Origin of the sequence: Streptomyces sp. NPDC050315, assembly GCF_040655775.1 — a bacterium.
GTDB lineage: Bacteria > Actinomycetota > Actinomycetes > Streptomycetales > Streptomycetaceae > Streptomyces.
On record NZ_JBFAKN010000006.1, the window covers coordinates 237,315 to 263,516 of the forward strand.

At 72.0% G+C, this 26,202-nt stretch carries 27 protein-coding genes, 1 tRNA gene and 1 riboswitch; of the genes, 18 read left to right on the forward strand and 10 right to left on the reverse strand.

Features of this window, described 5'->3' with window-relative positions:
* Positions 1–9: 9 nt before the first annotated feature.
* Genes AB0I82_RS23355 through AB0I82_RS23375 form a run of 5 tightly spaced genes read right to left on the reverse strand, consistent with a single transcriptional unit; the run spans position 10 to position 5,594 of the window.
* Complete coding sequence (locus tag AB0I82_RS23355) at positions 10–1,275, reverse strand: MFS transporter (protein WP_363259291.1); 1,266 nt, start codon at positions 1,273–1,275, stop codon at positions 10–12.
* A complete protein-coding gene (locus AB0I82_RS23360) occupies positions 1,272–2,372 on the reverse strand; it encodes a dipeptide epimerase (RefSeq protein ID WP_363259292.1) in 1,101 nt (366 codons plus the stop codon). Before AB0I82_RS23360 ends, AB0I82_RS23355 begins: the two co-directional genes overlap by 4 nt.
* Positions 2,369–3,466, reverse strand: a complete 1,098-nt coding sequence (locus tag AB0I82_RS23365; protein ID WP_363259293.1) for a pyridoxal-phosphate dependent enzyme — start codon at positions 3,464–3,466, stop codon at positions 2,369–2,371. The genes AB0I82_RS23360 and AB0I82_RS23365 overlap by 4 nt, the downstream gene beginning before the upstream one ends.
* Positions 3,463–4,341, reverse strand: coding sequence for a DUF364 domain-containing protein (locus AB0I82_RS23370; RefSeq protein WP_363259294.1), 879 nt, complete (start codon positions 4,339–4,341; stop codon positions 3,463–3,465). The genes AB0I82_RS23365 and AB0I82_RS23370 overlap by 4 nt, the downstream gene beginning before the upstream one ends.
* Positions 4,338–5,594, reverse strand: a complete 1,257-nt coding sequence (locus AB0I82_RS23375) for an ATP-grasp domain-containing protein (RefSeq protein WP_363259295.1) — start codon at positions 5,592–5,594, stop codon at positions 4,338–4,340. The genes AB0I82_RS23370 and AB0I82_RS23375 overlap by 4 nt, the downstream gene beginning before the upstream one ends.
* 157 nt (positions 5,595–5,751) lie before the next feature.
* Between AB0I82_RS23375 and AB0I82_RS23380 the strand changes: the two genes are divergently transcribed.
* From AB0I82_RS23380 to AB0I82_RS23395, 4 genes are all read left to right on the forward strand, one after another.
* A complete protein-coding gene (locus tag AB0I82_RS23380) occupies positions 5,752–7,245 on the forward strand; it encodes an alpha/beta fold hydrolase (protein ID WP_363259296.1) in 1,494 nt (497 codons plus the stop codon).
* A gap of 22 nt (positions 7,246–7,267) precedes the next feature.
* The gene (locus AB0I82_RS23385) at positions 7,268–7,885 is read left to right on the forward strand and encodes a GNAT family N-acetyltransferase (RefSeq protein ID WP_363259297.1); all 618 of its coding nucleotides are present in this window, start codon (positions 7,268–7,270) and stop codon (positions 7,883–7,885) included.
* Positions 7,886–7,947: 62 nt separating this feature from the next.
* Positions 7,948–8,985: an AAA family ATPase gene (locus AB0I82_RS23390; RefSeq protein ID WP_363259298.1), complete on the forward strand. Its 1,038-nt coding sequence runs from the start codon at positions 7,948–7,950 to the stop codon at positions 8,983–8,985.
* A 120-nt stretch (positions 8,986–9,105) separates the two neighbouring features.
* A complete protein-coding gene (locus AB0I82_RS23395) occupies positions 9,106–10,215 on the forward strand; it encodes a PP2C family protein-serine/threonine phosphatase (protein ID WP_363259299.1) in 1,110 nt (369 codons plus the stop codon).
* On the opposite strand, the gene AB0I82_RS23400 is transcribed toward AB0I82_RS23395, so the two are convergent.
* The gene (locus AB0I82_RS23400; protein WP_363259300.1) at positions 10,216–11,799 is read right to left on the reverse strand and encodes a PTS ascorbate transporter subunit IIC; all 1,584 of its coding nucleotides are present in this window, start codon (positions 11,797–11,799) and stop codon (positions 10,216–10,218) included. It lies immediately after the preceding gene.
* A 38-nt stretch (positions 11,800–11,837) separates the two neighbouring features.
* Entirely contained in the window at positions 11,838–12,614 is a 777-nt protein-coding gene (locus AB0I82_RS23405; RefSeq protein ID WP_363259301.1) for a PTS sugar transporter subunit IIA, read from the reverse strand.
* A 70-nt stretch (positions 12,615–12,684) separates the two neighbouring features.
* Between AB0I82_RS23405 and AB0I82_RS23410 the strand changes: the two genes are divergently transcribed.
* Complete coding sequence (locus AB0I82_RS23410; protein WP_363259302.1) at positions 12,685–13,272, forward strand: HhH-GPD-type base excision DNA repair protein; 588 nt, start codon at positions 12,685–12,687, stop codon at positions 13,270–13,272.
* 74 nt (positions 13,273–13,346) lie between these two features.
* On the opposite strand, the gene AB0I82_RS23415 is transcribed toward AB0I82_RS23410, so the two are convergent.
* Positions 13,347–14,474, reverse strand: coding sequence for a HoxN/HupN/NixA family nickel/cobalt transporter (locus AB0I82_RS23415; RefSeq protein WP_363259645.1), 1,128 nt, complete (start codon positions 14,472–14,474; stop codon positions 13,347–13,349).
* Positions 14,475–14,505: 31 nt separating this feature from the next.
* Positions 14,506–14,757, reverse strand: a riboswitch (cobalamin riboswitch).
* Positions 14,758–14,928: 171 nt separating this feature from the next.
* The gene (locus AB0I82_RS23420) at positions 14,929–15,825 is read right to left on the reverse strand and encodes a helix-turn-helix transcriptional regulator (protein WP_363259303.1); all 897 of its coding nucleotides are present in this window, start codon (positions 15,823–15,825) and stop codon (positions 14,929–14,931) included.
* A gap of 244 nt (positions 15,826–16,069) precedes the next feature.
* On the opposite strand from AB0I82_RS23420, the gene AB0I82_RS23425 reads away from it, so the two are divergent.
* From AB0I82_RS23425 to AB0I82_RS23440, 4 genes are all read left to right on the forward strand, one after another.
* The gene (locus AB0I82_RS23425; RefSeq protein ID WP_363259304.1) at positions 16,070–17,119 is read left to right on the forward strand and encodes an NAD(P)-dependent alcohol dehydrogenase; all 1,050 of its coding nucleotides are present in this window, start codon (positions 16,070–16,072) and stop codon (positions 17,117–17,119) included.
* Positions 17,120–17,444: 325 nt separating this feature from the next.
* Positions 17,445–17,975, forward strand: a complete 531-nt coding sequence (locus AB0I82_RS23430; protein WP_363259305.1) for a DUF4232 domain-containing protein — start codon at positions 17,445–17,447, stop codon at positions 17,973–17,975.
* A 146-nt stretch (positions 17,976–18,121) separates the two neighbouring features.
* Complete coding sequence (locus tag AB0I82_RS23435) at positions 18,122–18,418, forward strand: type II toxin-antitoxin system VapB family antitoxin (protein ID WP_004943146.1); 297 nt, start codon at positions 18,122–18,124, stop codon at positions 18,416–18,418.
* Positions 18,419–18,573: 155 nt separating this feature from the next.
* Positions 18,574–19,197, forward strand: a complete 624-nt coding sequence (locus AB0I82_RS23440; RefSeq protein WP_363259646.1) for a LytR C-terminal domain-containing protein — start codon at positions 18,574–18,576, stop codon at positions 19,195–19,197.
* A 90-nt stretch (positions 19,198–19,287) separates the two neighbouring features.
* On the opposite strand, the gene upp is transcribed toward AB0I82_RS23440, so the two are convergent.
* Positions 19,288–19,923 carry a uracil phosphoribosyltransferase gene (gene upp / locus AB0I82_RS23445; RefSeq protein WP_030259840.1) on the reverse strand — a complete coding sequence of 212 codons (636 nt, stop codon included), beginning with the start codon at positions 19,921–19,923 and terminating at the stop codon, positions 19,288–19,290.
* Positions 19,924–20,130: 207 nt separating this feature from the next.
* Here upp and AB0I82_RS23450 point away from each other — a divergent pair, with 207 nt between their 5' ends.
* From AB0I82_RS23450 to AB0I82_RS23490, 9 genes are all read left to right on the forward strand, one after another.
* Positions 20,131–20,499 (forward strand): hypothetical protein, encoded by a 369-nt coding sequence (locus tag AB0I82_RS23450; protein WP_363259664.1) that lies wholly within the window; start codon positions 20,131–20,133, stop codon positions 20,497–20,499.
* 327 nt (positions 20,500–20,826) lie between these two features.
* Complete coding sequence (locus AB0I82_RS23455; protein WP_363259306.1) at positions 20,827–21,360, forward strand: hypothetical protein; 534 nt, start codon at positions 20,827–20,829, stop codon at positions 21,358–21,360.
* 81 nt (positions 21,361–21,441) lie between these two features.
* Positions 21,442–21,993, forward strand: a complete 552-nt coding sequence (tadA, locus tag AB0I82_RS23460; protein ID WP_363259307.1) for a tRNA adenosine(34) deaminase TadA — start codon at positions 21,442–21,444, stop codon at positions 21,991–21,993.
* 102 nt (positions 21,994–22,095) lie between these two features.
* A tRNA-Ser gene (locus AB0I82_RS23465) sits at positions 22,096–22,182 on the forward strand.
* A 383-nt stretch (positions 22,183–22,565) separates the two neighbouring features.
* Positions 22,566–22,730, forward strand: a complete 165-nt coding sequence (locus tag AB0I82_RS23470) for a hypothetical protein (RefSeq protein WP_363259308.1) — start codon at positions 22,566–22,568, stop codon at positions 22,728–22,730.
* A gap of 113 nt (positions 22,731–22,843) precedes the next feature.
* A complete protein-coding gene (locus tag AB0I82_RS23475) occupies positions 22,844–23,137 on the forward strand; it encodes a Dabb family protein (RefSeq protein WP_363259309.1) in 294 nt (97 codons plus the stop codon).
* Between the two features lie 403 nt (positions 23,138–23,540).
* Positions 23,541–24,344 carry an RNA polymerase sigma factor SigF gene (locus tag AB0I82_RS23480; RefSeq protein ID WP_363259310.1) on the forward strand — a complete coding sequence of 268 codons (804 nt, stop codon included), beginning with the start codon at positions 23,541–23,543 and terminating at the stop codon, positions 24,342–24,344.
* Between the two features lie 212 nt (positions 24,345–24,556).
* On the forward strand, positions 24,557–25,381 hold the full coding sequence (locus AB0I82_RS23485) for an RNA polymerase sigma factor SigF (protein ID WP_363259311.1): 825 nt from the start codon (positions 24,557–24,559) through the stop codon (positions 25,379–25,381).
* A 113-nt stretch (positions 25,382–25,494) separates the two neighbouring features.
* Positions 25,495–26,193: a hypothetical protein gene (locus AB0I82_RS23490; RefSeq protein ID WP_363259312.1), complete on the forward strand. Its 699-nt coding sequence runs from the start codon at positions 25,495–25,497 to the stop codon at positions 26,191–26,193.
* Positions 26,194–26,202: the final 9 nt, after the last annotated feature.

The following is a 26,202-nucleotide window of genomic DNA, read 5'->3' on the forward strand; positions in this document are numbered from 1 at the left end:
CCGAGGTACTCACGCGGCCACCGCCACGGGTCCGGCGGGCGCCCGCTCCGGCAGTGCGCGCAGCTTGTGCAGCCAGCCCACGCCCGCGGCGGACAGCAGCCCGAACACCAGGCAGCAGGCCCACGGCAGCCAGCCCGCGTCCTGTCCGCCGGCGTCCATGGCCCAGCCGACGACGGTGTTGCCGACGGCAGCGGCGATGCCGGAGACGACGTAGAACAGGCCGAAGTAGGTACCGGTCAGCTCGGCGCGGCCGAAGTCGGGGATCAGCTCCATCACGAACGGCTGGGCGATCATGACGCCGAGGTAGAGCAGCAGCGCGCCGGCCAGTACGGGCAGGGCGCGCAGCGCGGCGGCGCCCAGGCTGCCGGGCGGCCCGGTCAGCCCCGCGACGGCCATCGGCGGCACGAACGCCAGGCCCATCAGGGCGAGTCCGGCGGTGATCCAGCGGGAGCGGCTGCCGCGGTCCTTCAGGGCGCGGGTCACGCGCAGCTGGAGGGTGAGGTTGGCGGCGGTGCCGACGAGGAAGACGATCCCGGCCGCGCCGTCCCAGCCGGTGGCCCGCCGGGCGCCGTCCGGCAGCAGCAGGTACAGCTGGTTCTCCATGGTGTACATGCCGACCATGGCGAGCGAGAAGGCCAGGAAGACGCGGTTGGAGACGACCTCGCGCCAGTCGCCCAGTACGGAACTCTTGGTGGGTGTTGCGGTACGGGCGGGCAGCACGGCGGCCTGCGCGGCGGTCAGTACGGCGAAGATCCCGGCGGCGGTGAGCGCGGAGGCCCGGAAGTCGACCAGCAGCAGGGCGGAGCCGAGCAGCGGGCCGATGAGCGCGCCGGTGGTCGCGAAGACGTTGAACAGCGCGAACGCCTCGGCCTTGCGGTCGCCCGCCTCCTGCGCCAGGTAGGCGCGCACGGCCGGGTTGAAGAGCGCGCCGGCCAGGCCGCTGAGGATGGACGCGGCGAGCAGCACGGCCAGGCCGTCGCCGAGCGCGAAGAGCGCGAAGCCGACGGTGCGCAGACCGCAGCCCGCGATGATGACGCCGCGCGCGCCGAGCCGGTCGGCGGCCGAGCCGCCGATGAGGAACAGGCCCTGCTGGCTGAGGTTGCGGACGCCGAGCACGATGCCGACGACCGCCGCCGACATGCCCAGGTCCTCGCCCAGGTGCACCGCGAGATACGGGATGAGCAGGTAGAAGCCGGTGTTGACGCCGAGCTGGTTGATCAGGAGGAGGCGGATGGCCGGCGGGAACCCGCGCATCTCGTGCCAGGTTCTCTTCATCGCGGCACCTCTTGGACGAGGCCGGCCGGTGCGGCCGTCCCGTCGGGCAGGTCGGTGTGGCGCACCGGCCGCACGCCGAGGCCCGGCTGCCGCCCGGCCCGTACGGTGCCGTCGGTGCCGCCGATGCCGGTCCACGGGTCGTGGGCGAGCAGCAGGTGGCCGTCGAGGTCGGCCCAGCGGGCGCGGTCGGCGAGGTGGACGGCGGGGGCGAGGCCGAGCGAGCTGGCGGTCAGGCAGCCGAGCATCAGCTCGGTGCCGCTGCCGGATATCAGGTCGGCGATACGCAGCGCCGCGTGCACGCCGCCGCACTTGGCGAGCTTGACGTTGATGCCGTGCACCCGGCCGACGAGCCGCCGGGCGTCCTCGAAGCCGACCGCGTCCTCGTCGGCGATGACGGGGATCGGCGAGCGTTCGGCGAGCCGGGCCAGCGCTTCGGGGCGGCCGGGCGCGATGGGCTGTTCGACGGCCTCGACGCCGAGGTCGGCGTACCGGGGCAGCAGGGCCGAGGCCTGCGCGGTGGTCCAGGCGCCGTTGGGGTCCAGCAGCAGCCGGGCGTACGGCGCCGCTTCACGTACCGCGAGTACGCGCTCCAGGTCGTCCTCGGGGTCGGGCGAGCCGGCCTTGATCTTGATGACGGAGAAGCCGTGCCGGGCCAGCCGCCCGGCCTCCTCCCCGGCGGCGCGGCGCGAGCCGATGCCGATGGTGCGCGCGGTCGCGGCCCGCGGCGCCTCCTGGGCCCCGAGGAGCCGGTGCACGGGTGCGTCGGCGCGCCTGCCGACCAGGTCCAGCAGGGCCGACTCGACGGCGGCGGTCACGGCGGGCGGGGTGGCAGGCCCGGGCAGCGCGCCCTCGCGCAGGGCATCCAGCGCCGCCTCCGGCCCGTCGAATCGGGCGAGTTCGAGCGCGGTCTCGCTGAGCAGCCGTCCGATGGTCTCGGCGTCGAGGTTGTAGTACGTACTGGCCACGGCCTCGCCGTAACCGCGCTGTCCTTGGTGTTCGATGGCGAGCCAGACGGCGTCGCGGGCCGCCATGGTCGAGCGGGAGATGCGCAGCGGCTCGGTGAGCCGGAGCCGTACGGTGCGCTGGCTGAGCTTCACGGGGTGCCTTCCGAGGGGGTGGGGGTGAGCGGGCCGGCGAGCGGGTCGGCGACCGTCCGGCAGCGCGTCCAGCCGGTGGCCTCCGCGGCCCGTGGGTGCGGGATCTCGACGGGGCGGGTGACGGCGGTGGTCAGGTCCAGCCCGTGCGCGGTGGCGAAGTCGTCGTCGTAGACGGTGCCGAGGTAGCGCTGCGGCCCGTCGGGGAAGACGGTGGCGACGACCGCGCCCGGGTGGATCCGGGCCGCCCAGGCGGCGACCAGCGCGACCGCGCCCGTGCTCCAGCCGCCGCTGACGAAGTTGCCGGCGGCCAGCCGGCGGCAGGCGTCCGCGGACTCGGCCGGGCCGACCCAGTGCACCTCGTCGAACGCCTCGTAGGCGACGTTGCGCGGGTGGATGCTGCTGCCGAGGCCGCGCATCAGGCGGGGCCGGGCGGGCTGCCCGAAGATCGTGGACCCGGTGGCGTCCACGCCGATCAGCCGCAGGCCCGGCCAGTGGCGGCGCAGCGGGCCGACGATGCCCGCACTGTGGCCGCCCGTACCGACGCTGCACACGAGTACGTCGAGGTGGTCCAGGTCGGCGGCGATCTCGGCGGCCAGCGAGGCGTAACCGGCGATGTTGTCGGGGTTGTTGTACTGGTCGGGCCAGTACGCGTCGGGGAGTTCGGCGCGCAGGGCACGCAGCCGGGCCAGCCGCGCGGCCTGCCAGCCGCCCTCGGCCGCCGGCCGGTCCACCAGCTCCAGCCGGACGCCGTACGTCCGCAGCAACCGCCGCATGGACGGCTCCAGTTCGGTGTCGCCGACCAGCACGACGGGGTGGCCGAGGGCCTGCCCCGCGAAGGCCAGGCCGACGCCGAGGGTGCCGGAGGTGGACTCCACGACCGGCGCGCCGGGCCGGAGTTCGCCGCGCTCCTTCGCGCCCAGCAGCATCGACACCGCGGCCCGCGCCTTCATGCCGCCCGCGCCGAGCCCTTCGAGCTTGGCCCAGAAGCCGGGGTGCGGGCAGGGCAGCCCGGTGGTGATCCGGGCGAGCGGGGTGCGGCCGAGCAGGCCGAGCAGCTGCGGGTTGGCGGTGGTGGGCAGGACGGCCGTGGTCATGCGGCGGCTCCGGAGGCGGCGGCGCGACGGTCCGGCCCGGCGGCCGTCCCGGCGTACCGGTGAACGGTCCCCGGCCCGCCGTCCAGCCAGAAGAAGGGATACGGCTCGGCGCACACCGCGCTCACCCCGGCCCCGAGGAACCGCGGCAGTACGGCACTTCCCGTCTGCGCGAACATCACCAGCGGCGTGCCGTGCGCGGCGGCGTGCGCCCGCAGCGCCTCGAAGCTGCCGTTGCCCAGCGTCATGCCGGAGGCGAGCACCGCGTCGCAGCGGTCCAGCTCGGCGAGCGCGTCGGTGACGACCGGCTCGCCCCACTCCGTCGTACCGCCCTTGAGGTCGCACGGCACATACGTCAGGCCGCGCTCGCGCAGCGCCTCCAGCAGCGAGTTGACGACGCCGACGACGAGCACCCGCGCGCCGGGCGGCGCGTCGATCAGCTCCACGACGGCGCGCGCCCGGGCGCGGGACTTCTCCAGCGAGCTGCCGGCGGGCAGCGGGAACGGCCGGGCACCGCTCGCGGACCCGTGCGGCGCGACGTCCATCAGGTACGCGTCCAGCGCCGCCACCCGTACGGGCAGCAGCTCGTGCCCCAGCAGCGTGGCAACGTCCGCGCCCACGCACGCCTCGACGGCCTCGTCACTCAGCGCGCCGGGCTCGACCGCGCAGGACCCGACCGCCGCGCCCAGCCGCAGGCTGAGCACTTCGTTGCGGTAGCCCCCGGCCCGCCCGGCATGGCGTACGGCCTGCCGGGTGCTGAAGGCCGTGGAGATCCGCCGCTCGGCGGGGTCGGGCCCGTACGCACCGGCCAGCACCCCGGCCACCAGGTCGTCGTAGCAGGTGACGGCGGTACAGGGGCCGTCGGCGGCCGGGCTCATCGGCCCACCACCCGCGGGCGCAGCCCGGACAGGAGCTCCTCGACGCGGGCCCGGGCGCCCGGCCCGTCCGCGTCCCCCGCCATGACGTGCCCGAGGTACTCGTTGTTGCTGCCGGCCGCCTTCACACTCTTCCCCGGCTCGGCGAGCTGGAGTTCCAGTACTCCGTCCGCCTCGCGCACGGCGTCGCCGCCGTCGATGTCCGCGAGTACGCCCGCTTCTTCCGGCACGAGGAAGCCGATCGCGGCGCTGGCCAGTCCGGTGTCACGGACGGCCAGATCGGGCTGCTGCCCGAGCGCGACGTCCACGCAGGCGGCGGCCACGTCGATGCCGGTGACATGGCGGATCAGCTCGGTGATGCGGTTGCCGGCGGGCCGCGGGTTGACCTCGACGACGCGCGGCCCGTCGGGCGTCAGCTTGATCTCGGTGTGTCCGACGACGCCGTCCAGGCCGAGCGCCTTGAGGGCCTGTACGGCGGTGTCGGCAGCGGCCGCCGCGTCGGCGGCGGAGAGCGCGGCGGGGAACATGTGCCCGGTCTCGATGAAGGCCGGCGCCCCGCCCACGCTCTTGTCCGTCACCCCGACGACCTGCGTGGACCCGCCGTGCGTCACGGTCTCCACGCTGACCTCGGGCCCGTGCAGCAGCTCTTCGAGGAGGACGACGGGGGCCCGGCGCTGGCCGCGCGCATTGATGGGGAAGTCCTCGACGGCGCGGTAGGCGCGCTGCAGCTCGGCCTCGTCCGCGACCTTCCGTACGAACATCCCGGCGCACAGGTCCACGGGCTTGAGCACCAGCGGATACCCGATCTCCGCGGCGGCCGCCGCCGCTTCGGACCGGTCGGCGCAGACCGCGAACCGCGGCTGGGGCAGCCCGGCGTCCGCGAGCACGCGGCGGGTGGCGTCCTTGCGGCAGGCGTTCTCGACCGCTTCGGGCGCCGGTCCGGGCAGGCCGAGATGGCCGGCGATCCGGGCGACGGTCGGCAGGTAGTAGTCGCAGGACGTGATCACGCCATCGAAGCCGAGCGCGGCGTGCAGCTCCTCGGCGTACGGGAGCAGCGTCTCCAGGTCGTTGGTGTCGGCGGTCAGCACATTGCGGGCGCCGAGCAGCGGGTGGGCCGTGCCCTCGGGCGCGCTGCGCAGGTAGTGGTGCAGATCGCGGGTGAGGAACGTGAACTCGTGCCCGCCCTCGCGGATCGCACGGGGCAGCAGCCTGCTCATTGCCCCGACCCAGCTCTCGACCATCAGCAGATGAGCCACGATTCCCCTTCGCCAGCAGTGAGTTGCGGTCGTCGGCCCGGCCGGAAACGCCTCTTCGCAGAGTTGTCCGGCTTGACCGAGCCACACTGTAAACGATAATCATTTTCAAGTCACCTCTTTGCACGGTGTTCCCGCCACTGCCCTGAATGCGAGCTCTGTGATCACCGCCGCCCGTCGCCCCGCCCTGCTCTGCGCCCTCGCGGCCACCGCCGCCGCGCTGCTCCCCGCGGCGCCCGCGCACGCCGCCGCTCCCCCGGCCCCCGCGCTGCGCTTCGGCGCCTGCCCCGACTCCGTACCGGACCCGCCGGCGCCCGACCGCGTCGAGTGCGGCGAGCTGAGCGTTCCGCTGGACCGGAGCCGTCCAAATGGCCGGGGCATCGACATCGCCGTCTCCCGGGTACCGGCCTCCGGCACGCCGGACGAGCGGCGCGGCGTCCTGCTGGTGAACCCGGGCGGGCCCGGCGGCTCCGGGCTTCCGTACGCCGTCACCAAGCGCGCCAAACTCCCCGAGAGCGTGCGGCGTTCGTACGACGTGATCGGGTTCGACCCGCGCGGTACGGGGCGCAGCGCGCCCGCGGACTGCGGCCCCATGGGCGGGCTCTTCGACGCACCGGGCCAGGACCCGGTGCCGAAGGACCCCGCCGCCGAGCGCGGCTACCTCGACTCGCTCCGCCACATGGCCGACGCGTGCGCTACGGGCGTCGGCGATGCGCTGCCGCACCTCTCGACCACCGAGACGGCCCGCGACATGGACGCGATCCGCGCGGCCCTCGGCGAGCGGAAGATCGGCTACCTCGGCGTGTCCTACGGGACCTACCTCGGCGCCGCCTACGCCGCCCAATTCCCGCACCGCGTCGGCCGGATGGTGCTCGACAGCGTCGTCGGACCCGAGAACTGGTACGACTTCGACCTCCGGCAGAGCCGGGCGCTGCTGCGCCAGCGCGACACCTTCTTCGGCTGGGCCGCCGCGCACGAGAAGCGCTTCGGGCTGGGCGGCAGCGCCGCCGCCGTCCGCACCGCCTACCAGCGCGCCCGCGACGGCCTCGCGGACCGTCCCGTCGACGGCTTCGGCGCCGCGGAGTTCGACCGCACCGTCTACCGGGCGCTCGGCCGTACCGAGCGCTGGGCGGGCCTGGCCGACGGCATCCGTACGTACCTACAGGACGGGACCGTCGCACCGCTGCGCCCGGCCGACCCCTTCGACGGTGCCGCATCCCGTACGTACGAAGCCGCCAATCGCACCGTCAAGTGCGCGGACGGGCCCGGGCCCACTGCCGCGCAGGTGATCACCGACATCCGCCGAATACGGCGGCTCGACCCGCAGCCGGTGCTCACCGGGATGGAGGCTTCGGTGTGCGCGTACTGGCACCACCGGCCCGCCCACCGCACCGCGCTCGGCAGCCCCGAAGCGCCCCCGGTCCTGCTGGTCGCCTCCGACCACGACCCGGTCACGCCGATAGCCGGCGCCCGCGGCCTGCAACGGCGGCTGCCGGGCTCCCGCCTCGTCACCCTCCACAACGACTACTCCCACGGCGTGTTCGCCAGCCGCGGCAACGGCTGCGTCGACGGCACGGCGGCCGCCTACCTGGTGAGCGGCACCGTACCGACGTCCGACGTGCACTGCGCCGGCCCCGGCCTGCCGACACCCTGACCTGTAGAAAGCACGGCACACCATGACTGTCACCGACACCGCGCGGCCCACCGCGCCCGCCTACACCGTGCGGGCCGCCACCCCCGCCGACATCGACGGCGCCCGCCGCGTCATGCTCGACACCCTCTACCGGGAATTCGGCTACGGCTTTGTGCCGCAGTGGCACCGCGACGTGGTCGACATCCCCGGCACCTATCTCGACGACCCCCGCCATCTGCTGCTGGTGGCCGTGCACGAGGGCGAGGTGGTGGGCACGACCGGCGTGCGCTCCGCGGGCCCCGCCCACCCGCCGCACCCCCGATGGCTCGCCGACCGCTACCCGTCCGGCTCCACCGCCCAGCTCGTACGCGTCTACGTGGACCCGGCCCACCGGCGGCACGGACTGGCCCGCACGATGGTCGGCCGGGCCTGCGCCTTCGCCGCCGCCACCCCCGGGTACGAGCGCATCTACCTGCACACCAACGTCAAGGTCGAGGGCAGCGGCGCCTTCTGGCGCAGCCTCGCCGACGAGGTCTTCGACGCCCGCGCGACGGGCGAGCACGGCCCGGGCGTCGAGACGGTCCACTTCGAGATCCCGATGCCGCCCCGGCCCGACAGCGCGTCCGTACCGACCAACGACCTGGTCTACGGCGAGAGTTAGGTATACCTATCGCGTCCGATCACCGATGCCGGGGCCCCGCCCCGACCGGCAGGCTGACCGCCATGCGGGAACTGGAGAACTGCGACCAGGTCGCCCTGGCCGGGCGGGACGGAGCGCTGGCGGAGGTCGAGTACCTCCTGCGGCACCGGCGTCTGGTGACCGTGACGGGCCCCGGCGGCGTCGGCAAGAGCGCACTGGCCGAGGCGCTGACGCGCCGGCCGGGGCTCGGCCCGGACGTCATCGTGGCCCGTACCGACCTCGCGCCGCTCGCCGACCCCGGGCTCGTGCCGCACTGGCTCGCCCGCGCGCTGGGCATGGACGGCCCCGCGGGGAAACCCCAGCTCGCCGCGCTCATCGAGGCATTGGGCGACACCCCGGCCCTGCTGGTCGTGGACACCTGCGAACACCTGGCCGAGCGGTGCACCGAGGTCCTCACCGCCCTGGTCGGTGCCTGCCCCCGCCTGCACGTACTGGCCACCAGCCGCACCCCGCTGCGCACCCCGGGCCTGTATCCGCTGTCCCCCGTACCGCTCGACGTCGCGGCCGGGATGTTCGCGGCGTACGCCCGGCAGCTCGACGCCGAGGAGGCGCCGCCCGACGTGGCCCGGCGGATCTGCGCACTGCTGGACGGCCTGCCGCTCGCCGTGCGCATCGCGGCGGACCAGCTCACCCGCCACTCCGCCGCCGACGTGCTCGCCGGCCTCGCCCGGGCCGAGGCCGCGCTCGACCTGCCGGCCACCGCGCCCGGCCTGCCCGGCCGCCAGCATTCGCTGCGCGACTCCCTCGCCTGGAGCCTGCGGCTGTGCACGGCCGACGAACGGCTGCTCTGGGCGCGGCTCAGCGTCTTCCCCGGCAGCTTCGAGCTGGCGCAGGTACGGGAGATCTGCGGCGACGCGCAGCTGCCGCCCGGCCCGCTCGTCGCGGCGTTCACGGGGCTGGCCTGGCAGTCGCTGATCGAGCCGCAGCCGGACGAGAACGAGGTCACGGCCTTCCGGATGCCGCGTGCCACCCGGGCGTACGGGCGGCAACGGCTGAGCCTGTCGGGAGAGGAGCGGGAGCTGTTGAACCGCTTCCTGGCCTGGACACTGCGCGAATCCTGATTCCCGAAGCACGGGTTTGACCAGCTTCTTTCCGAGGGAATTCGCCATATGCACACCTCGTGCATCGAACGCTCACTAGGCTGTTCCGTTCCAGCCGCCGCTCAGCGGGCAGGTTTTGCCATGCCGAAGCTTCCTCCGGCCGGACGCGTCAGTACCGTCCCGGCCGCACCGCCGCCCGGCAATTCCGCGAGGCTGATCCGAGGAACGTTTCCGCTGGCGATTGCCGCGGGCTGCGCCCTCCTCGGCCGGGCCCTCGATCTCCCGCAGCTCTTCCTGCCCCTGATGCCCGCCGTCGCGGCGCTGCCCGCAATGGGGCGGTCGGGCGGGCGCGACGTACTGGGCGCCGGCGCCGCGGCACTCGCCGGCGTGGCGGTACTGGGCTGGGGCGCCGCCCGCCCGGTGAACGTGATCGCGGCGCTGGCGGGCGTACTGACGGTGACCGCGCTGGTCCGCGCCGCCGCCCGCCGCAGCCGCCGCCAGGAGTCCAAGCTCGCCCGCCTCGGCCGGCTGGCCCAGGTGACCCAGGCGGCGGTACTGCCCCGGCCACCCGAGTCGGTGGGCGGAGTACGGCTGGACGCGCGGTATCTCGCGGCCACTCCCGGCGCCACGGTCGGCGGCGACATCTGCGGCGCCGAACGCACCCCCTTCGGCGTCCGGCTGCTCATCGGCGACGTGTCGGGCAAGGGCCTGGACGTGGTCGCGACGGCCGCCGAAACGCTGCACATCTGGCGCGAACTCGCCCACCACGAAAGCAGCCTGGCGGGCATCGCGCTGCGCATGGACACCGCCGTCACCCGCATCCACCACCACGACGGCTTCGTCACCGCGCTGCTGATCAATGTGTACGACGACGGCCGGGTGGAGCTGCTGAGCTGCGGCCACCCGCCGCCGCTGGTGGTGCGCGGCGGCCGGGCCTCCTGGCTCGCCGGGCTGGACGCGACGGCCCCGCTCGGGCTGATGCGGATGGTCCAGGACCGGTGCCCGACCGCGGTCGTACGGCCGGCGCCGGACGACTGGCTGCTGCTGTGCACGGACGGGGTGGCCGAATGCCGCAATGGCGCGGGCGAGTTCTACCCCCTCGCCGAGCGCGTCACGGCCTTCTGCGGCCACGAACCGACCGTCGTCCTGGACGCCCTCGAAGTCGACCTGGCCCGTTACCGCGACGGCGGCTGCCGGGACGACGCGATGATGCTCCTCATCCGCCCGCCGTCCCGGCAGCACTCGGGGTGATCAGCCGGCTTCCGGGGGCGGGGGCGGCGTGGGCGCGCCGGCCGGCGGGGCGATCTTCGCGTAAGCGGTCGTGACCGTCGAGGTGGCCTTGGCGGCCGCCGGAGCCGCAGCCGCCGGGGCCTCCGTACGAGGAAGTACCGCATCCCGGCGCGCACCCGGATCCCAGCCGGTCTCCACCACCCGCTTCTGCACCAGCACGGCCCCGCCCAGCACCACCGCTCCGATCGCCAGCATCAGCACGACAGCGCCCGCGCCGCCCAACTTCGCCGCATTGCCGATCAGCGCACCGAACCAGCCGAAGTCCGCATCCCCGAAAGTGGTGTTCTCCTCGCCGAACGCACCGAGCACCTTCAGGAGCAGCGCGGGCAGAAAGGTGATGAGCACGCCGTTGACGAACGCACCGAGGGCCGCGCCGCGCCGGCCGCCCGTCGCATTGCCGTAGACACCGGCCGCGCCGCCGGTGAAGAAGTGCGGCACCAGCCCCGGCAGGACCAGCGCGAGGCCGAACCACGGGTGGAAGAGCGCGGAGAGCAGCCCGAGGCTGACCAGCCCGCCGAGGAAGCTGCAGAGGAAACCGATGAGCACGGCGTTCTGCGCGTACGGGAAGACGATCGGCGCGTCCAGCGAGGGCACCGCACCGGGCACCACCTTCTTGGCGATCCCCTGGAACGCCGGGACCAGCTCGCCCAGGATCGTCCGCACACCGAACAGGATGATCGCGACGGCAATGCCGAACTGCAGGCCCTGCATGACGGACTGCATCAAGTAGTTGCCGATACCGGTGGCCGCCGCCGCGCCGCCGTCGACCGCGAACGCCTTGAACGCGGTGTCCCGGCCCGCCTTCGCCAGGAAAAGAATCGCCAGGATCACGTAGATCAGGACCATGGACAGCGCGGTGGCCACCATCGAGTCGCGCAGGAAGCGCAGCCCCTCGGGCAGCTTCATGTCCTCCGTACTGCGGCTGCGCCGGCCGACCAGCTGTCCGGTCGCGCCCGCCGCGACGTACCCGGCGGTGCCGAAGTGGCCGATGGCGATGGTGTTGTCACCGGTGATCCGCTTGGTCCACGGGTGCGCGAAGGCCGGCATGGAGACGAGCAGGATGCCCAGCAGCACGCCGCCGACCAGCACCACGACGGCCGAGGACTGACCGGCGGTGGCCAGCACCACGGTCAGCAGCGTCGCCATGAACAGCATGTGGTGACCGGTCAGGAAGACGTACCGCAACGGCGTGAAGCGGGCCAGCAGCAGGCTGACCCCGAAGCCGACGATCATCAGCCAGGCGACCCGGGCGCCGAACTGCGCCTGCGCGATGCCGACGATCGCCTCGTTGGTCGGGATGACGCCGTGCGCGCCGGTCGCGCCCTGGATCATCTCGCCCAGCGGGGCGAGGGCCGCGACGACCAGATTCGCCCCCGCCCCGATCAGCAGGAAGCCCAGCGTCGCCTTGATGGCGCCGCCGATGATCTGCCCCGCGGTCTTCTTCAGGGCGATCAGACCGGTGGCCGTGATCAGGCCGACCAGGTACGCCGGCTGGCTGAGGACCTCGTTGACCAGGAATTCGGCGATCGATACGAGCCAGTGCATGGTGGTGGTGCGCCCTTCGTTACTGGACGTCGTATTCGTTACTGGACGTCGTAGGTATCGCGGAGGATGCGGTCGACCTCACCCGTACTGGTGAAGTTCTCGACGACCTTCACCGGGACGCCGACATCGCCGAGCGTCCTGGCGATCTCGCCCGAGGTGAGGATGGCGACGGCCTCGCCCGCCTTGCCCTTGGCGGAGATGGTGTCGGTCGCCTCGACGGTGACGTACCTCGACCAGCCCCAGCGATCCAGCACCTGCTCAAGGGTGTTCTTCAAGAAGAGGCTGGTGCCCAGTCCGTTGCCACAGACGGTGAGGATCTTGTGTACGGAGGTGCCGCCCTGCGCGGCCGCGGGTTCCGTCGGCGCGTCGCGGCCCGCCAGTACCGCGTGCACCGCCTCCGGCGTCGCCGCCTCGCGCAGCGCCCGCTCGGTCTCCGGGTCACCGAGCAGCCGCGCGAGCGCCGCCATCGCCTCCGTGTGCGCCCCGGAGTCCCGCGCCGCGAGCGCGACGACCAGGCTCACCGGATCGTTCGACTCATGCCCGAACTCCACCGGCTCGGCCAGCCGCACCCACGACATGCCGGTCTTCAGTACCGCGGGCGAGGGGCGGGCGTGCGCGAAGGCGAAGCCGAGGGCGATGACGATGTACGGCCCGTTCTCCTCGACGTTCTCGATCATTTCCGTGGTGTACTCGCCGGTAGCGGTACCGGTCGCGACCATGAGATCGCCGGCGGCCCGTACCGCGTCCCGCCAGTCCGCCGCCGTCACGTCCAGCCGCACGGCCTCGGCGGGAATCAGTTCGCTCAGTGTCGGCATGGACGGGATCGTCGCACGAAAACGCTTGCCCGGATATGCGGGGTGCGGCGCCGGAAGGGATCATCGGAACATGAACGTGAGGATGCGGGTCGCACAGCAGGAGGAAGCCGACGAACTGCTCGGCCGCAGTCCGCTCGCCGCGCTGGTGGGCATGCTGCTGGACCAGCAGGTGCCGATGGAGTGGGCGTTCACCGGCCCGTACACCATCGCCCGGCGGATGAACGGCGACGACCTGGACGCGCAGGCCATCGCGGCCCAGGACCCGGAGGCGTTCGAGGAGCTGCTGGCCCGCAAGCCGGCCGTGCACCGCTATCCGCGCTCGATGGCCAAGCGGGTGCAGCAGCTGTGCCAGTACCTCGTCGAGCACTACGACGGCGATGCGGAAGCCGTCTGGCGGGACGCGGGAACCGGCGCCGAGCTGCTCAAACGCCTCAACGACCTGCCCGGCTTCGGCAAGCAGAAGGCCCAGATCTTCCTGGCCCTCCTCGGCAAGCAGTTCGGCGTACGCCCCGAGGGCTGGCGCGAGGCCGCCGGTCCGTACGGCGAGGAGAACTCCCACCGCTCGGTCGCCGACATCACGGGCCCCGAGTCGCTGGCCGAGGTCCGCGCGTACAAGCAGCAGATGAAGCGAGCGGCGAAGAAGGCGGCGGGGAAGTAAGGAGCGGCGGGCACCGGCCCGCCGCCCCTCACCTTGTACTGCAGTCCTTGTACTGCAGTCCTTGTACTGCGTGCTCAGCCCTCCGGAGCGGCGGCCACCCGTGCCGCCCACCGCTTTTCGACGCCCGACAGCCGCCAGTAGGCGATCGCCGCCGCCCAGACGACGACGAAGAGGCCGACGATGACGTAGCCGACGTTGTCCAGCTCCAGGCCGGAGATCCAGCCGGTGACCGCGTCCTTGAGGCCGAGCTTTTCGTGCAGCACGCTGACCAGCTCGATGGTGCCGATGAAGAGCGCCACGGCGATGGACAGGCCGGTGATCGTGAGGTTGTAGTAGACCTTGCGCACCGGGTTGGAGAACGCCCACTGGTACGCGAAGTTCATGAACGTGCCGTCGAGCGTGTCGAAGAGGCTCATCCCCGCCGCGAACAGCAGCGGCAGGCACAGGATCGCGTACCAGGGCAGCCCGGACGCGGCGCCGCTGCCCGCCATCACCATCAGCGTCACCTCGGTCGCGGTGTCGAAGCCGAGGCCGAGGAGCAGCCCGATCGGGAACATCTGGCCCGGCCGCGTGATGGCCTTGGTGAACCGGCCCAGTACCCGGTTCATGAAACCGCGCGAGTCCAGCTGCCGTTCCAGCTCCGACTCGTCGTACTCCCCGGCCCGCATGGCACGGAAGACCCGCCAGATGCCGGCCAGCGCGACCAGATTGAGGGCGGCGATGAGGTACAGGAAGGCCCCGGAGACGGTGGTGCCGACCGTGCCGAGCACCTGGTGCGTACGGGAGTCCTCGTCCATCAGGGTCCCGGCGAGCGCCGCGCCGCCCGAGACCAGCGCGGCCATGAGCACGACCATGCTGGAGTGGCCGAGCGCGAACCAGAAGCCCACCGAGACCGGGCGCTTCCCGTCGGCCATGAGCTTGCGGGTGGTGTTGTCGATGACGGCGATGTGGTCCGCGTCGAACGCGTGCCGCATGCCGAGGGTGTACGCGGTAATGCCCAGGCCCACGCCGAACACCTGGGTGCCGACGGTGTAGTGGCCGGGCACGACGAGCAGGAACAGCACACCGAACGCGACGATGTGCAGTGCGGCTATGACCGCCAGCAGACCGGCGGTCCGTAGGGTGTCGCGGCGCTGCCAGCGGAACTCGGGCAGCACGGAAGAAGTCGAAGAAGAAGACGGGGCATCGGTGGGCAGGGCCATCCGGCGATCACGCTCCAGCACCTCGTGGAATCAATTCGTGAGATGCCGTGGCCGGTCTCCTGGCTTACGGGGAACCCCCTGCTCGTCAAGAGCCTGAGGTGGACGCGCCCGTCCCGGCCTTCCCGCCCGCACTACACGGACAGTGGCCCCCGCACGTACGCAGTGCACGTACGTACAGGAAAAGGGTCGGTAGCTCCCCGATCACAGTGGCGAGGGCCGCTCCGGAATCAGACCTTGAAGGTCTTCACCGGTCTTCCCGAACACCACGGCTTGGCCACTCTATCCCCGACCGGGCCGGAGGGGGCTGTCCCCCTCTAACCCCGACTTCCCCCGGGGGCCCCTCCCCCCCGCCCCCACCCCTCCCCAGCCCCTCGGTAATCCTTCGCTCAGCCCTCGCCCAGTCCTCGCCCAGTTCTCGCTCAGCCCCCGGTCATCCCCCGCCCCCAGTCATCAGTCATCCCCCCGTCTCCTGCCGCTCGGCCGCATCCTTGCTCGCCGGCTCGCGGGACACCGGGCCCTCCGCCGCCCAGCTGCCCAGCAGCCGCAGTGATTCCGCCGAGGTCGAGCCCGGCTCGGCGTGGTAGACGATCAGCTGCTGGTCCGGGTCGGCGGGCAGCCGCAGCGTCTCGTACGACAGCGTCAGCGGCCCGACGACGGGGTGGTGCAGCCGCTTCACGCCGAAGCCCTTGTCCTGTACGTCGTGCGTGGCCCACAGCTGGCGGAACTCCTCGCTCTTGACCGACAGCTCCCCGATCAGCGACGCGAGCAGCGGGTCGTCGGGATGGCAGCCCGCGTCCAGGCGGAGGTAGGCGACGATATCGGCCGCCTTGCTCTCCCAGTCGACGTACAGCTCGCGGGAGGCCGGGTCCAGGAAGACCTGCCAGGCGATGTTCCGCTGCTCGGGCGGGAGCGCGGCGTAATCACCGAGCAGCGCGCATGCCATGCGGTTCCACCCGATGACGTCCAGGCGGCGGCCCGCCACATACGCCGGTATCCCCTCCATCGCGTCCAGCAGCTGCTGCAGCGCGGGCCGCACCCGCTGCGGCCGCCCCGCACCGCGCGAGCGCTTGGCCTTCGGCTTCACCAGATGGCTCAGATGCGCCCGCTCGGCCGCGTTGAGCCGCAGCGCGCCGGATATCGCGTCGAGGACCGCCGTGGAGACGTTCTGCCCGTGGCCCTGCTCCAGCCTTACGTAGTACGCCACACTCACCCCGGCCAGCTGCGCGAGCTCCTCCCGCCGCAGGCCCGGCACCCTGCGTCGCCCGCTGTGCCGCGGCAGTCCGACGTCCTCGGGCTGCAGACGCGCGCGGCGGGTGCGCAGAAACTCGCTCAATTCTGTGCGCTGGTCCATACGGCAAGTATCGGGGTCCCGGCGAAACTGTGCGGGGGCCTGTGGATAACTCCGTCGGGGCGGCCCCCGCGAAGTTATCCACAAGGGCGGCCCCGGCCGACTGCGACGGCCGCCAACGACGGTCGACGGGCGACGGGCGACGGGCGACGGCGCCCCGAGGGTGTCACTGCCATTGGTAGGAACGCCGTTCGTACGTAAACGGGGGGCCTGGCTCCACTTCTGTACGCGAGGCAGCCTCGATGGCATGACACACACCTCTGTCGCCGCGTATGCAGCACCCGCGCCCAAGGCACCCCTGGAGCGCACCACCATTCCGCGCCGTGAGCTCGGCGCGCACGACATCGAGATCGAGATCAAGTACGCGGGGATCTGCCACTCCGACATCCACCAGGTCGACAACGGCTGGGGCGAGGGCATCTTCCCGATGGTCCCGGGCCACGAGATCGCCGGCGTGGTCGCCGCGGTGGGCTCCGAGGTCACCCGCCACCGGGTCGGCGACCGGGTCGGCGTCGGCTGCATGGTCGACTCCTGCCGGGAGTGCGACAACTGCAAGGCCGGCCTGGAGCAGCACTGCACCGGCACCGGCAACGTACAGACGTACAACGCCATCGGCCGGGACGGCGAGCCGACGTACGGCGGCTACTCCACCCACGTCGTGGTCTCCGAGGACTTCGCCCTCCGCATCCCCGAGGGCATCTCCCTGGACGCCGCCGCGCCGCTGCTCTGCGCCGGTATCACCGTCTACTCGCCGCTCTCGCGCTGGGGCGCGGGCCCCGGCAAGAAGGTCGCGGTCGTCGGCCTGGGCGGCCTCGGCCACATGGCCGTGAAGATCGCGCACGCGATGGGCGCCGAGGTCACCGTCCTCAGCCAGTCGCTGCGCAAGAAGGAGGACGGCCTGAAGCTGGGCGCCTCCGACTACCGCGCCACCTCCGACCCGGCCACCTTCGAGGAGCTGGCGGGCCGCTTCGACCTGATCATCAACACCGTCTCCGCCAATCTGGACGTGGACGCCTACCTCTCGCTGCTGCGCGCGCACGGCACGCTGGTGCAGGTCGGCGCGCCGGAGGACCGGCTCAGCTTCTCGCCGTTCTCGGTGATCGGCGGCAGCCGGGCGATGGCCGGTTCGATGATCGGCGGCATCCCCGAGACGCAGGAGATGCTCGACTTCTGCGCGGAGCACGGTCTCGGCGCGGAGATCGAGGTGATCCCGGCCGAGCAGATCAACGACGCGTACCGCCGGGTGCAGGCGAGCGACGTCCGCTACCGCTTCGTGATCGACGCCTCGACGATCTGAACCCCGAGCGGGCTCGTGGACCGCGTGCGCACGGCCTGATCCCCGAGCGGGCTCATGGACCACGTGCGCACGGCCTGATCCCCGAGCGGGCTCGTGACCGTGTACGCACGGCCGGTCCGCCGCGTGACGGAGCCGGGTGGCCGTTCGACGGCCGCCCGGCTTCGCCGTATTTGGCGGCGGATGACGGCATTAGCCGGACGTTAGCGGATCACTAGCGCACCCGGACAGAGTGGATGTCGTGCCGGGCCGGACGGACCAGCCGGCCGCACGAGCCACCACATCGCAGTCATCAGCCATCGCAGTCACCAGTCACGGGGGAGCCACCATGTCCAAGAAGACCGCCAAGGTCGCCGTCGCCTCGCTGCTCGCCGCCGGAACGCTGGCGCTGACCGCCGGCCCCGCCCTGGCCCAGGCCGCGCCCGCCGCGTCCGCCGCCAAGCCGGCGCCCTGCACGGCGTCGGCGCTGAAGTTCGAGGCCGGCACCGTCAGCCGCCCGATCAACCACGTCCTGATCAAGGCCACCAACACGTCGAAGAAGACCTGCGACTTCTCGGCCGAGAGCTACCCGCTCCTGCGGCTCCACAAGGACCAGCAGGCGGTCACGCCGGTCATCGAGGACTCCCGGCCGCAGGCCGTGGTCACCCTCGCCCCCGGCGAGACGGCCTACGCGGGCCTGATGCTCTCCGCCGCCGACTCGCCGGAAAAGGGCTTCAAGACCGGCAGGATCGGTGTGGCCGTGGCCAAGAACACCGCCCTCAAGGACGTCACCGTCAAGGGCGGCCCGGTGTACGTACAGCCCGGCGTCGCCCAGGTGACGTACTGGCAGGACAACCCGGCCGACGCCCTCATCTGGTGACGCGCGCACGGCGGGCCGGCCCCCACCGGCCCGCCGTGCCGTACTCGGGCGGCGGCGGGGCATTGCTCCCTGTACGCCGTATACACCCCGTTCGTACCCGTGCGACATGGCTGCGCCCGAGGCCGGGTGACCGGTAGGCTTTCCGTGTGATCTTCAAGCGCATCGGAAATGGGCGGCCGTACCCCGATCACGGCCGGGAGAGCACCCGCCAGTGGGCGGATGTGGCCCCGCGCCCGGTACGCCTTGACCAGTTGGTGACCACCAAGCAGCAGCTCGATCTGGAGACGCTGCTCGCGGAGGACTCGACCTTCTACGGCGACCTGTTCGCGCACGTCGTGAAGTGGCAGGGCGACCTGTACCTGGAGGACGGACTGCACCGCGCGGTGCGGGCCGCGCTCCAGCAGCGCCAGGTGCTGCACGCCCGCGTCCTCGAACTGGACTGACACCTCAGCTCAGCCCTGAGCTTTTACGCAGCGTGGCTGCAGCGCCCGGTATTGGCCCTTTCGGGTCAGGTCTCGCGCCACGAACAGATCATTTAATAGGCAGAGCGCCGCAGCCGCACTACGCTGCGGACATGAGCATGCTGACGCCCCCCGGCATGGGCGGTAAGAAGTACCGCATCACGGGCGACAGGTATCCGCGGATGCGCCGTCCCCGTCGTGAGCGCAGGATCGTTGCGGCCGTCGTGGCCTCGGCCTGCGTACTGGGAGTGGGCGCCTGGGGCGCCGTACAGCTCATCGACGTCTTCACCGGGCACGGCACCACCGCGCAGGCCGCGCAGGAGAAGCGGAAGTGCCCGACCGGGCAGGACGGCGGCAAGCCGCAGCACACGGCGAAGCCGCTGCCCAAGCCAAAGACGATCAAGGTCAACGTGTTCAACGCGACCACCCGCAGCGGGCTCGCCAAGGACACCGCCGACGCGCTCAAGAAGCGCGGCTTCACGATCGGCGAGGTGGGCAACGCGCCCGCCGCCTACGACAAGAAGGTCAAGGGCACCGGCGTACTGCTCGGCGCGCCGGCCGCGATGGACGGCTCCTTCAAGGTGCTGGGCACGCAGGTGGCCGGGGCTCAGCAGAAGACCGACACCCGCAAGGGCGGCGAAGTCGACCTGATCATCGGCGACGAGTTCAAGGACCTGGCCAAGGAGAAGGACGCCAAGGCCGCGCTCGCCGCGCTGACCGCCCCGCCGAAGAAGGAGAAGCCGGACGCGCCGGGGTGCTGAGCACCACCGCCCCGCGCCCGGCCCCGCCGTACGCCTCGGTTCGTACGCTCAGCCCGTTCGTACGCTGCGCCGCCCGGGCCGTTCGTACGCTCAGCCCGCCGTCCCGTACATGCGGTCGCCCGCGTCGCCCAGCCCGGGGACGATGTAGCGGTCCGCGTTCAGCCGCTCGTCGACCGCCGCGGTGACCAGCGTCACCGGCGTACCGGCCAGCTCCCGCTCCATGACCTCCACGCCCTCGGGCGCGGCCAGCAGGCACAGCGCGGTCACGTCGTCGGCACCGCGCTTGATCAGCTCCTTGATCGCCGCGACCAGCGTGCCGCCCGTGGCGAGCATCGGGTCCACGACGTAGACCTGGCGCCCGGAGAGGTCCTCCGGCATCCGGGTGGCGTACGTCTGCGCCTCGTACGTCTCCTCGTTGCGGACCATGCCCATGAAGCCGACCTCGGCCGTGGGCAGCAGCCGCACCATGCCGTCCAGCATGCCCAGCCCGGCCCGCAGGATCGGCACGACCATCGGGCGGGGGTGGGAGAGCCGGACGCCGGTGGTCGCCGTCACCGGGGTCTCGATGTCGACCTGCTCGGTGCGCACATCGCGGGTCGCCTCGTACGCGAGCAGGGTGACCAGCTCGTCGGCGAGACGCCGGAAAGTGGGGGAATCGGTGCGCTTGTCGCGCAGTGTGGTGAGTTTGTGCGCCACCAGCGGGTGGTCGACGACGTGGATCCGCATGACATCGACACTAACCGAGGCCGGGCCCCCGAGCGCCCGCCGGTGGGCGCGCGACCTCTCCGTACGAAGATCAGCCACTTACGGCGGACCCTTCGGCCAACGTCAACCAACTCGCATCAACCCACCACTTCGGGGGAAAGTGGGCACAGACGCCCGGACCGCCGGCCGGCCTCCGGGCGAGGACCTCGGCCCGAGGCGGTGTCGCTCATGCCCGACCAGAAGAACCGTCAGGACGCACGACAGATCCGTCAGAACCGGCAGGACACCCGGCCGGAAACCCGGCAGACCAGGCCGGACGCACGCCAGAACCGTCCGGACGCTCGTAGACCCGGCGCCACGCACGGCGCGGCCAGAGGCGACGGCGGCGGCCCCAGACCCGACCGCCCGGCGGACCGGGAAGAGGCGGAGCCGGCGGCCGGCGGGGCCACCGAATCCGACGCGGCGCGCCGACGGCGGCGGGCGCAATTCCTCCGTGAGCTGAACGAGGCCAAGGAACTGCGCGACCGCGTCCAGCCGCGCCGCGCCCGCGCCGCCCGGATGCGGCAGCAGATGCGCATGCGGACGTTCCGCTGGTGACGCGGCCGCCCTGCTGGGCCGGTACGAGAGGCACGTACCGCTGGTGAGGCGGGCCCGTACGGGAGCTGCGTACCGCTGGTGACGCGGACGTTCCGCGGGCAGTGCGCGCCCCGCCCGGACCCTCCGCGGAGCGGAATCCGGCCCGCGTCCGACCCCCGTACGGCCCCCACATGGACCGGATCTCGCAGAACCCGCGCACGACGCAGCGCCGAAGACCCCGCGCGAACGCGTTGTTTCTGCCACGATTCCGATGGGGCGGGGACTCCGGGCGCACGCGCGTCCGCCTCGCCCGGCCCGGATACGCCTCTGACCAGTGGGAGAGTCACGGTGTACTTCGCCGCACTGCTCGCGCGCACCTCAGACGGGTGGGAAGCGAGCGATACAGAGCTCGACGATGTGGAGACGCTTGCCGACCTGGCCGACCTGGCCCGGCAGGCGGCGGTCGACGACGACACGGTGGTGGCGTTGATCGAGCAGGAGGACGCGTGGTTCGGCGTCGTCCGGGTGGACGGCGAGGACGACCCGCGCGTCTTCATCTCGAACGCCACGATCGCGTCCCGTAGCTCGTACGGCGCCATGCTGACCGACGAACTGCTCGGCCGCGACGACGAGGGGCAGGAGGATCTCGACGGTCTGACCAACCTGGACGGTACGGAGGACGGTGAGCCCGAGAGCGCCGAGGACGAGCCGGAGGCCGCCGGTGACGACCCGGTGCCGACCGGCCCGCTCGGCGACGTCGAGCTCCTCGACGACCTCGGCGTCAGCGCCAAGGAGCTGCTGTCCTTCGACAACCACGGCGACGCGCTGAGCGGGATCGCCGACGCGCTCGGCTGCACGGAGGTCCTGGAGGCGGTCCGGTGACGGCCGGGGAGCGGCGTACCGCCGGCCGCTCCCCGTCCGCCCGCCGCGGGCCGGCGTCCACCGGTCCCGGACACTGTTCCCATGACCGACGCACAGCCCGCCGCGGCCCCGGCGGACCCCGCACCCGATCCACTGCGCGACCCGTGGGCCGCGCCCATGCGGCACGCCCTGGCCGAGGCCTCGCTCGCCCCCGGGACCGGTGACGTCCCGGTGGGCGCCGTCGTGCTGTCCGCGGACGGCCGGGTGATCGGTACGGGCCACAACGCGCGCGAGGCCACCGGCGACCCGACGGCGCACGCCGAGGTCCTCGCCATCCGGGCGGCCGCCCGCACGCTCCAGGAAGAGGCGGCGCGCACGGCCGGTACCGGTGAGGCACGCCGCAGCACCGATTGGCGGCTGACCGGCTGCACCCTCGTGGTCACGCTCGAACCCTGCACGATGTGCGCGGGCGCGATCGTGCTCTCCCGGGTGGACCGGGTGGTGTACGGCGCCCGGGACGAGAAGGCGGGCGCGGCCGGCTCCCTCTGGGACGTCGTACGTGACCGACGCCTCAACCACCGCCCCGAGGTCATCACCGACGTCCTGGCCGACGACTGCGCGGCCGTCCTCACGGACTTCTTCCGCGCCCGCTGAGGGCGCCGGGCGGGGCATTCCGGGCCCGTTCCGAGCGGTCACCGCCCCCGCCTCCCGGAACCGATTTCGGCACACGGCCCCTCATGGGCTAGGCTCTGCCTCGGTAGCGTGTCCGAGCGGCCGAAGGAGCGCGCCTCGAAAGCGCGTGAGGGGGCAACTCCTCCGTGGGTTCAAATCCCACCGCTACCGCTCGCACGAAGGGCCCGACTCAGCAGAGTCGGGCCCTTCGTCCGTTCCGGGCCTCATGGCCCGCACCGCGGCCGGGAGGAACGCGGTACGGACCCCCGCAGCGAGGTCCCGGTCCCCGAACCCGTCGGACTCCTGCCAGATCCGCCGGGCTCTCCTCCAGCGTGCGGCCGTACCCCCGGCTCAACGGGGCGCCGAACGACCCGTATTGGCGGGACTTTCGTCCATAAGGGCGGCGTACGGCCCGGGAGGGCGGAGACGACCCGGGCGCCGGAACCGAGCGGTGCCGACCGGGCGCGGCTGCTGCCGTGGGGCCGGTGTGGTTACACTCGCCCGACTGCACCGGGCAGGAGCCGCCGGTTAGGGCCTTAGGGGAGACGGGACGCATGGTGGAAACGAAGAAGATCGCGATGTACGTGGTCGTCGTCTTCGTCCTGTACACGATCGTCACGTCCCCGACGCGGGCCGCCGACCTCGTGCAAATAGGGTTCGAGGGCATTTCGGACGCCGCGCAGGGCGTGGGCCAGTTCATGACCTCATTGATCAAGTAGCCGCACCGCCGCATCGCCGCACCACTGTCCGCGGACCCGGGCCAGCAGAAACGATTCCCCCCGTTCAGCCCCTTCCGCACCTTCTGCACCTTCCGCGCCTTGGAGGCCGCCCCGTGATCCGCCACCTGGTCCTTTTCAAGCTCAACGACGGCGTCGAGCGCGACGAGCCGCGGGTCGCGGCCGGCGTGAAGGCCTTCCAGGAGCTCGGCGACCTCATCCCCGAGCTGCAGTTCTGGGAGTGCGGCTGGAACGTCACCGACCGCCCGATCGCCTACGACTTCGCGATCAACTCGGCCGTCGCCGACAAGGAGGCGCTCACCCGCTACCTGGAGCACCCCGCCCACCAGGCGGGCGTCCAGCAGTGGGCGGAGTTCGCCACCTGGGTGATCGCCGACTACGAGATCTGAGCGCGGTCCGGCCCCGACCGGACCGCGATACGGCGGTACCGCGCGCCCGAGCGCCCCGCGGCACCGCCCCGGCCCCCTCCGGGCCGAAGCGCCCCTCGCCCCTGCGGGCGGGGGGTTTCCTCATGCCCGCACACCGGCCGGCGGCCCACCGAGCGCCCTCCCCGGCATCCCCGTACCGCGCACCCACCACCGCCAACTGCCCTTCAACACGGCAATATGCGGTGCTTGCACACAGTGCACATGTCTTGTGATGCTATGACCGCTTTTGCCCGAAGAGTCCGTTACCGCAAGCGGCTCTCACAAGAAGCACCGATGCAGAGAAGCACCGGCACAAGAAGCACCGGCACAAGAAGACCGACTGACCACTGACGCACTGGAGCGCTGTGAAGGGGAGGCGTGAACCGTGACGGCCCGTACTGCGCCGAAGGCGCCATCCCGCCAGAGCAGGAGTGCGGACACCCGGGCGCTCACACAAGTCCTCTTCGCCGAGCTGGCCGGCCTGGAGCCGGGCACCCCCCAGCACGCCCGCGTACGGGACGCGCTCATCGAGGCGAACCTCCCCCTGGTCCGGTACGCGGCGGCACGTTTCCGCAGCCGTAACGAGCCCATGGAGGACGTCATCCAGGTCGGCACGATCGGGCTGATCAACGCGATCGACCGCTTCGACCCCGACCGCGGCGTGCAGTTCCCCACCTTCGCCATGCCGACCGTCGTCGGCGAGATCAAGCGGTACTTCCGGGACAACGTCCGCACGGTCCACGTCCCCCGTCGGCTCCACGAGCTCTGGGTGCAGGTCAACGGCGCCACGGAGGACCTGACGGTCCTGCACGGCCGCTCCCCCACCACCGCCGAGATCGCCGAGCGCCTGAAGATCGGCGAGGAGGAAGTCCTCGCGTGCCTGGAGGCCGGCCGCTCGTACCACGCGACGTCCCTCGAAGCCGCGCAGGAAGGCGACGGGCTGCCCGGCCTCCTCGACCGCCTCGGTTACGAGGACCCGGAGCTGGCCGGCGTCGAACACCGCGACCTCGTCCGCCACCTCCTCGTACAGCTGCCCGAACGCGAGCAGCGCATCCTCCTGCTCCGCTACTACAGCAACCTCACGCAGTCCCAGATCAGTGCGGAACTGGGCGTGTCCCAGATGCACGTCTCCCGGCTGCTTTCGAGGAGTTTCGCCCGACTCAGATCCGCAAACAGGATCGACGCCTAACCAGGACGAGGTACGGCCACCCGGCCACCACCACTCCTTCCTGCAGGGATATGTCGACATGGCGCTACAGCGTGTTGCCGACATGTGACATTCTGCAGGAACCGCGTTTGCCGTGGCGCCGCCTCCGGTATTCAGGTGGAGGCTGAACTCTTCGCTCCGCATGGGGCCGAAGGGACGCAGCGGCGACCCGACCGCGACCTCAAGGGGGTGGCATGTCCGTAGAACTGGGCAGCTCGAAGGTGCTTCCCGCGCCAGCACCGCATGTGCACGACGACGCCCTCAACACCCGTACGCTCTCCCGCTCCCTGTTCCTGCGGCTGGCCACGCTCGACAAGGACAGCGTGGAGCGTACGTACGTCCGCGACACGCTCATCGAACTGAACCTCCCGCTGGTGCGCTACGCCGCGGCCCGCTTCCGCAGCCGTAACGAGCCGATGGAGGACATCGTCCAGGTCGGCACGATCGGCCTGATCAAGGCGATCGACCGGTTCGACTGCGAACGGGGCGTCGAATTCCCGACGTTCGCCATGCCCACCGTCGTAGGCGAGATCAAGCGCTTCTTCCGCGACACGTCCTGGTCCGTACGGGTCCCCCGTCGCCTCCAGGAGCTGCGCCTCGCCCTCACGAAGGCCAGCGACGAGCTGTCCCAGAAGCTCGACCGCTCCCCGACCGTCTCCGAACTCGCCACGTGCCTCGGCGTATCGGAGGAGGACGTCGTCGACGGCCTCGCCGTCGGCAACGCGTACACGGCATCGTCGCTGGATTCCCCGTCCCCGGAGGACGACGGCGGCGAGGGCTCGCTCGCCGACCGCCTGGGATACGAGGACAGCGCCCTCGAAGGCGTCGAATACCGCGAGTCGTTGAAGCCCCTGCTGGCCAAACTCCCCCCGCGGGAACGCCAGATCATCATGCTCCGCTTCTTCGCGAACATGACCCAGTCCCAGATCGGCGAGGAGGTCGGCATCTCCCAGATGCACGTCTCCCGCCTCCTCACCCGCACCCTCGCCCAACTCCGCGACGGCCTGACCACGGACTGACGACGCGACGCACCCCCGGGCAGCGGGACCTCTCCCGGCCCGGGGCTTCGGCATGCCCGTCGGTGCGCTTGCCCCCTCTGTACACCTGACGCCCCGTCAATCACACTGCCCGCATGCGACGGACGACAGTTGGCGCGTCGGCGGGAGTACTGCTGTTACTGGGCGCCGCGCTGGCGTACTGCGACAACAGCGAAGGCCCGGGCTACATCGCGGCACACCCGGCGGACAGCCAGGCCTCGCTGAAGCCGGTGGCCCCGAAGGACGATGTCACGCTGGTCCCGCTGGACGGACCTGACGCCGATCCCGCCGCCGGCACTCCCGCCGGAAAAGACGGTGAACGCCCTCGCGCACCGGCAGACGGCACCGTTCCCCCTTCTGGCACCCCGGGGGCCGTGGAGCGTACTCAGCCGCCGGCCACCGGGGCGAAGGACGGCAGCAACGGCAGCGCCGCTCCCTCACCCCCCTCGTCCCCCTCGTCCCCCTCCCCCACTCCCACCGAGGAAGCGCCTGCCCTCCTGGAAGTCGGCACCCCCCTCCTCGCCAACACCGACGTGCGCTGGTGCGAGCAAGTAACCGTCAAGCTCCACAACGCCGGCGGCCGCCCGGTGACGGACGGCACCCTCACCTTCGCCACCCACATCATCGGCGGGCTCGGAATCGACTGGGACACGCGGAAGTCGACCCGCGATCTCCCGACCCCGATCGCCGGCGGCGAGACGAAGAAACACACGTGGAAGGTGTGCGTGGACGCGTGGCGGGTGCCGCTGGGCATGCACATCGACACCAAGGATGTCGACGCCACCTGGACGTGACGGCACCAA

Excerpts from the sequence above, each read along its gene's own strand:
- AB0I82_RS23355 (WP_363259291.1), bottom strand. The coding sequence starts at position 1,275 with ATGAAGAGAACCTGGCACGAGATGCGCGGGTTCCCGCCGGCCATCCGC.
- AB0I82_RS23365 (WP_363259293.1), bottom strand. The coding sequence starts at position 3,466 with ATGACCACGGCCGTCCTGCCCACCACCGCCAACCCGCAGCTGCTCGGC.
- AB0I82_RS23370 (WP_363259294.1), bottom strand. The coding sequence starts at position 4,341 with ATGAGCCCGGCCGCCGACGGCCCCTGTACCGCCGTCACCTGCTACGAC.
- AB0I82_RS23385 (WP_363259297.1), top strand. The coding sequence starts at position 7,268 with ATGACTGTCACCGACACCGCGCGGCCCACCGCGCCCGCCTACACCGTG.
- AB0I82_RS23390 (WP_363259298.1), top strand. The coding sequence starts at position 7,948 with ATGCGGGAACTGGAGAACTGCGACCAGGTCGCCCTGGCCGGGCGGGAC.
- AB0I82_RS23395 (WP_363259299.1), top strand. The coding sequence starts at position 9,106 with ATGCCGAAGCTTCCTCCGGCCGGACGCGTCAGTACCGTCCCGGCCGCA.
- AB0I82_RS23400 (WP_363259300.1), bottom strand. The coding sequence starts at position 11,799 with ATGCACTGGCTCGTATCGATCGCCGAATTCCTGGTCAACGAGGTCCTC.
- AB0I82_RS23405 (WP_363259301.1), bottom strand. The coding sequence starts at position 12,614 with ATGCCGACACTGAGCGAACTGATTCCCGCCGAGGCCGTGCGGCTGGAC.
- AB0I82_RS23410 (WP_363259302.1), top strand. The coding sequence starts at position 12,685 with ATGAACGTGAGGATGCGGGTCGCACAGCAGGAGGAAGCCGACGAACTG.
- AB0I82_RS23415 (WP_363259645.1), bottom strand. The coding sequence starts at position 14,474 with ATGGCCCTGCCCACCGATGCCCCGTCTTCTTCTTCGACTTCTTCCGTG.
- AB0I82_RS23420 (WP_363259303.1), bottom strand. The coding sequence starts at position 15,825 with ATGGACCAGCGCACAGAATTGAGCGAGTTTCTGCGCACCCGCCGCGCG.
- AB0I82_RS23425 (WP_363259304.1), top strand. The coding sequence starts at position 16,070 with ATGACACACACCTCTGTCGCCGCGTATGCAGCACCCGCGCCCAAGGCA.
- AB0I82_RS23430 (WP_363259305.1), top strand. The coding sequence starts at position 17,445 with ATGTCCAAGAAGACCGCCAAGGTCGCCGTCGCCTCGCTGCTCGCCGCC.
- AB0I82_RS23440 (WP_363259646.1), top strand. The coding sequence starts at position 18,574 with ATGGGCGGTAAGAAGTACCGCATCACGGGCGACAGGTATCCGCGGATG.
- upp (WP_030259840.1), bottom strand. The coding sequence starts at position 19,923 with ATGCGGATCCACGTCGTCGACCACCCGCTGGTGGCGCACAAACTCACC.
- AB0I82_RS23450 (WP_363259664.1), top strand. The coding sequence starts at position 20,131 with ATGCCCGACCAGAAGAACCGTCAGGACGCACGACAGATCCGTCAGAAC.
- tadA (WP_363259307.1), top strand. The coding sequence starts at position 21,442 with ATGACCGACGCACAGCCCGCCGCGGCCCCGGCGGACCCCGCACCCGAT.
- AB0I82_RS23470 (WP_363259308.1), top strand. The coding sequence starts at position 22,566 with ATGGTGGAAACGAAGAAGATCGCGATGTACGTGGTCGTCGTCTTCGTC.
- AB0I82_RS23485 (WP_363259311.1), top strand. The coding sequence starts at position 24,557 with ATGTCCGTAGAACTGGGCAGCTCGAAGGTGCTTCCCGCGCCAGCACCG.
- AB0I82_RS23490 (WP_363259312.1), top strand. The coding sequence starts at position 25,495 with ATGCGACGGACGACAGTTGGCGCGTCGGCGGGAGTACTGCTGTTACTG.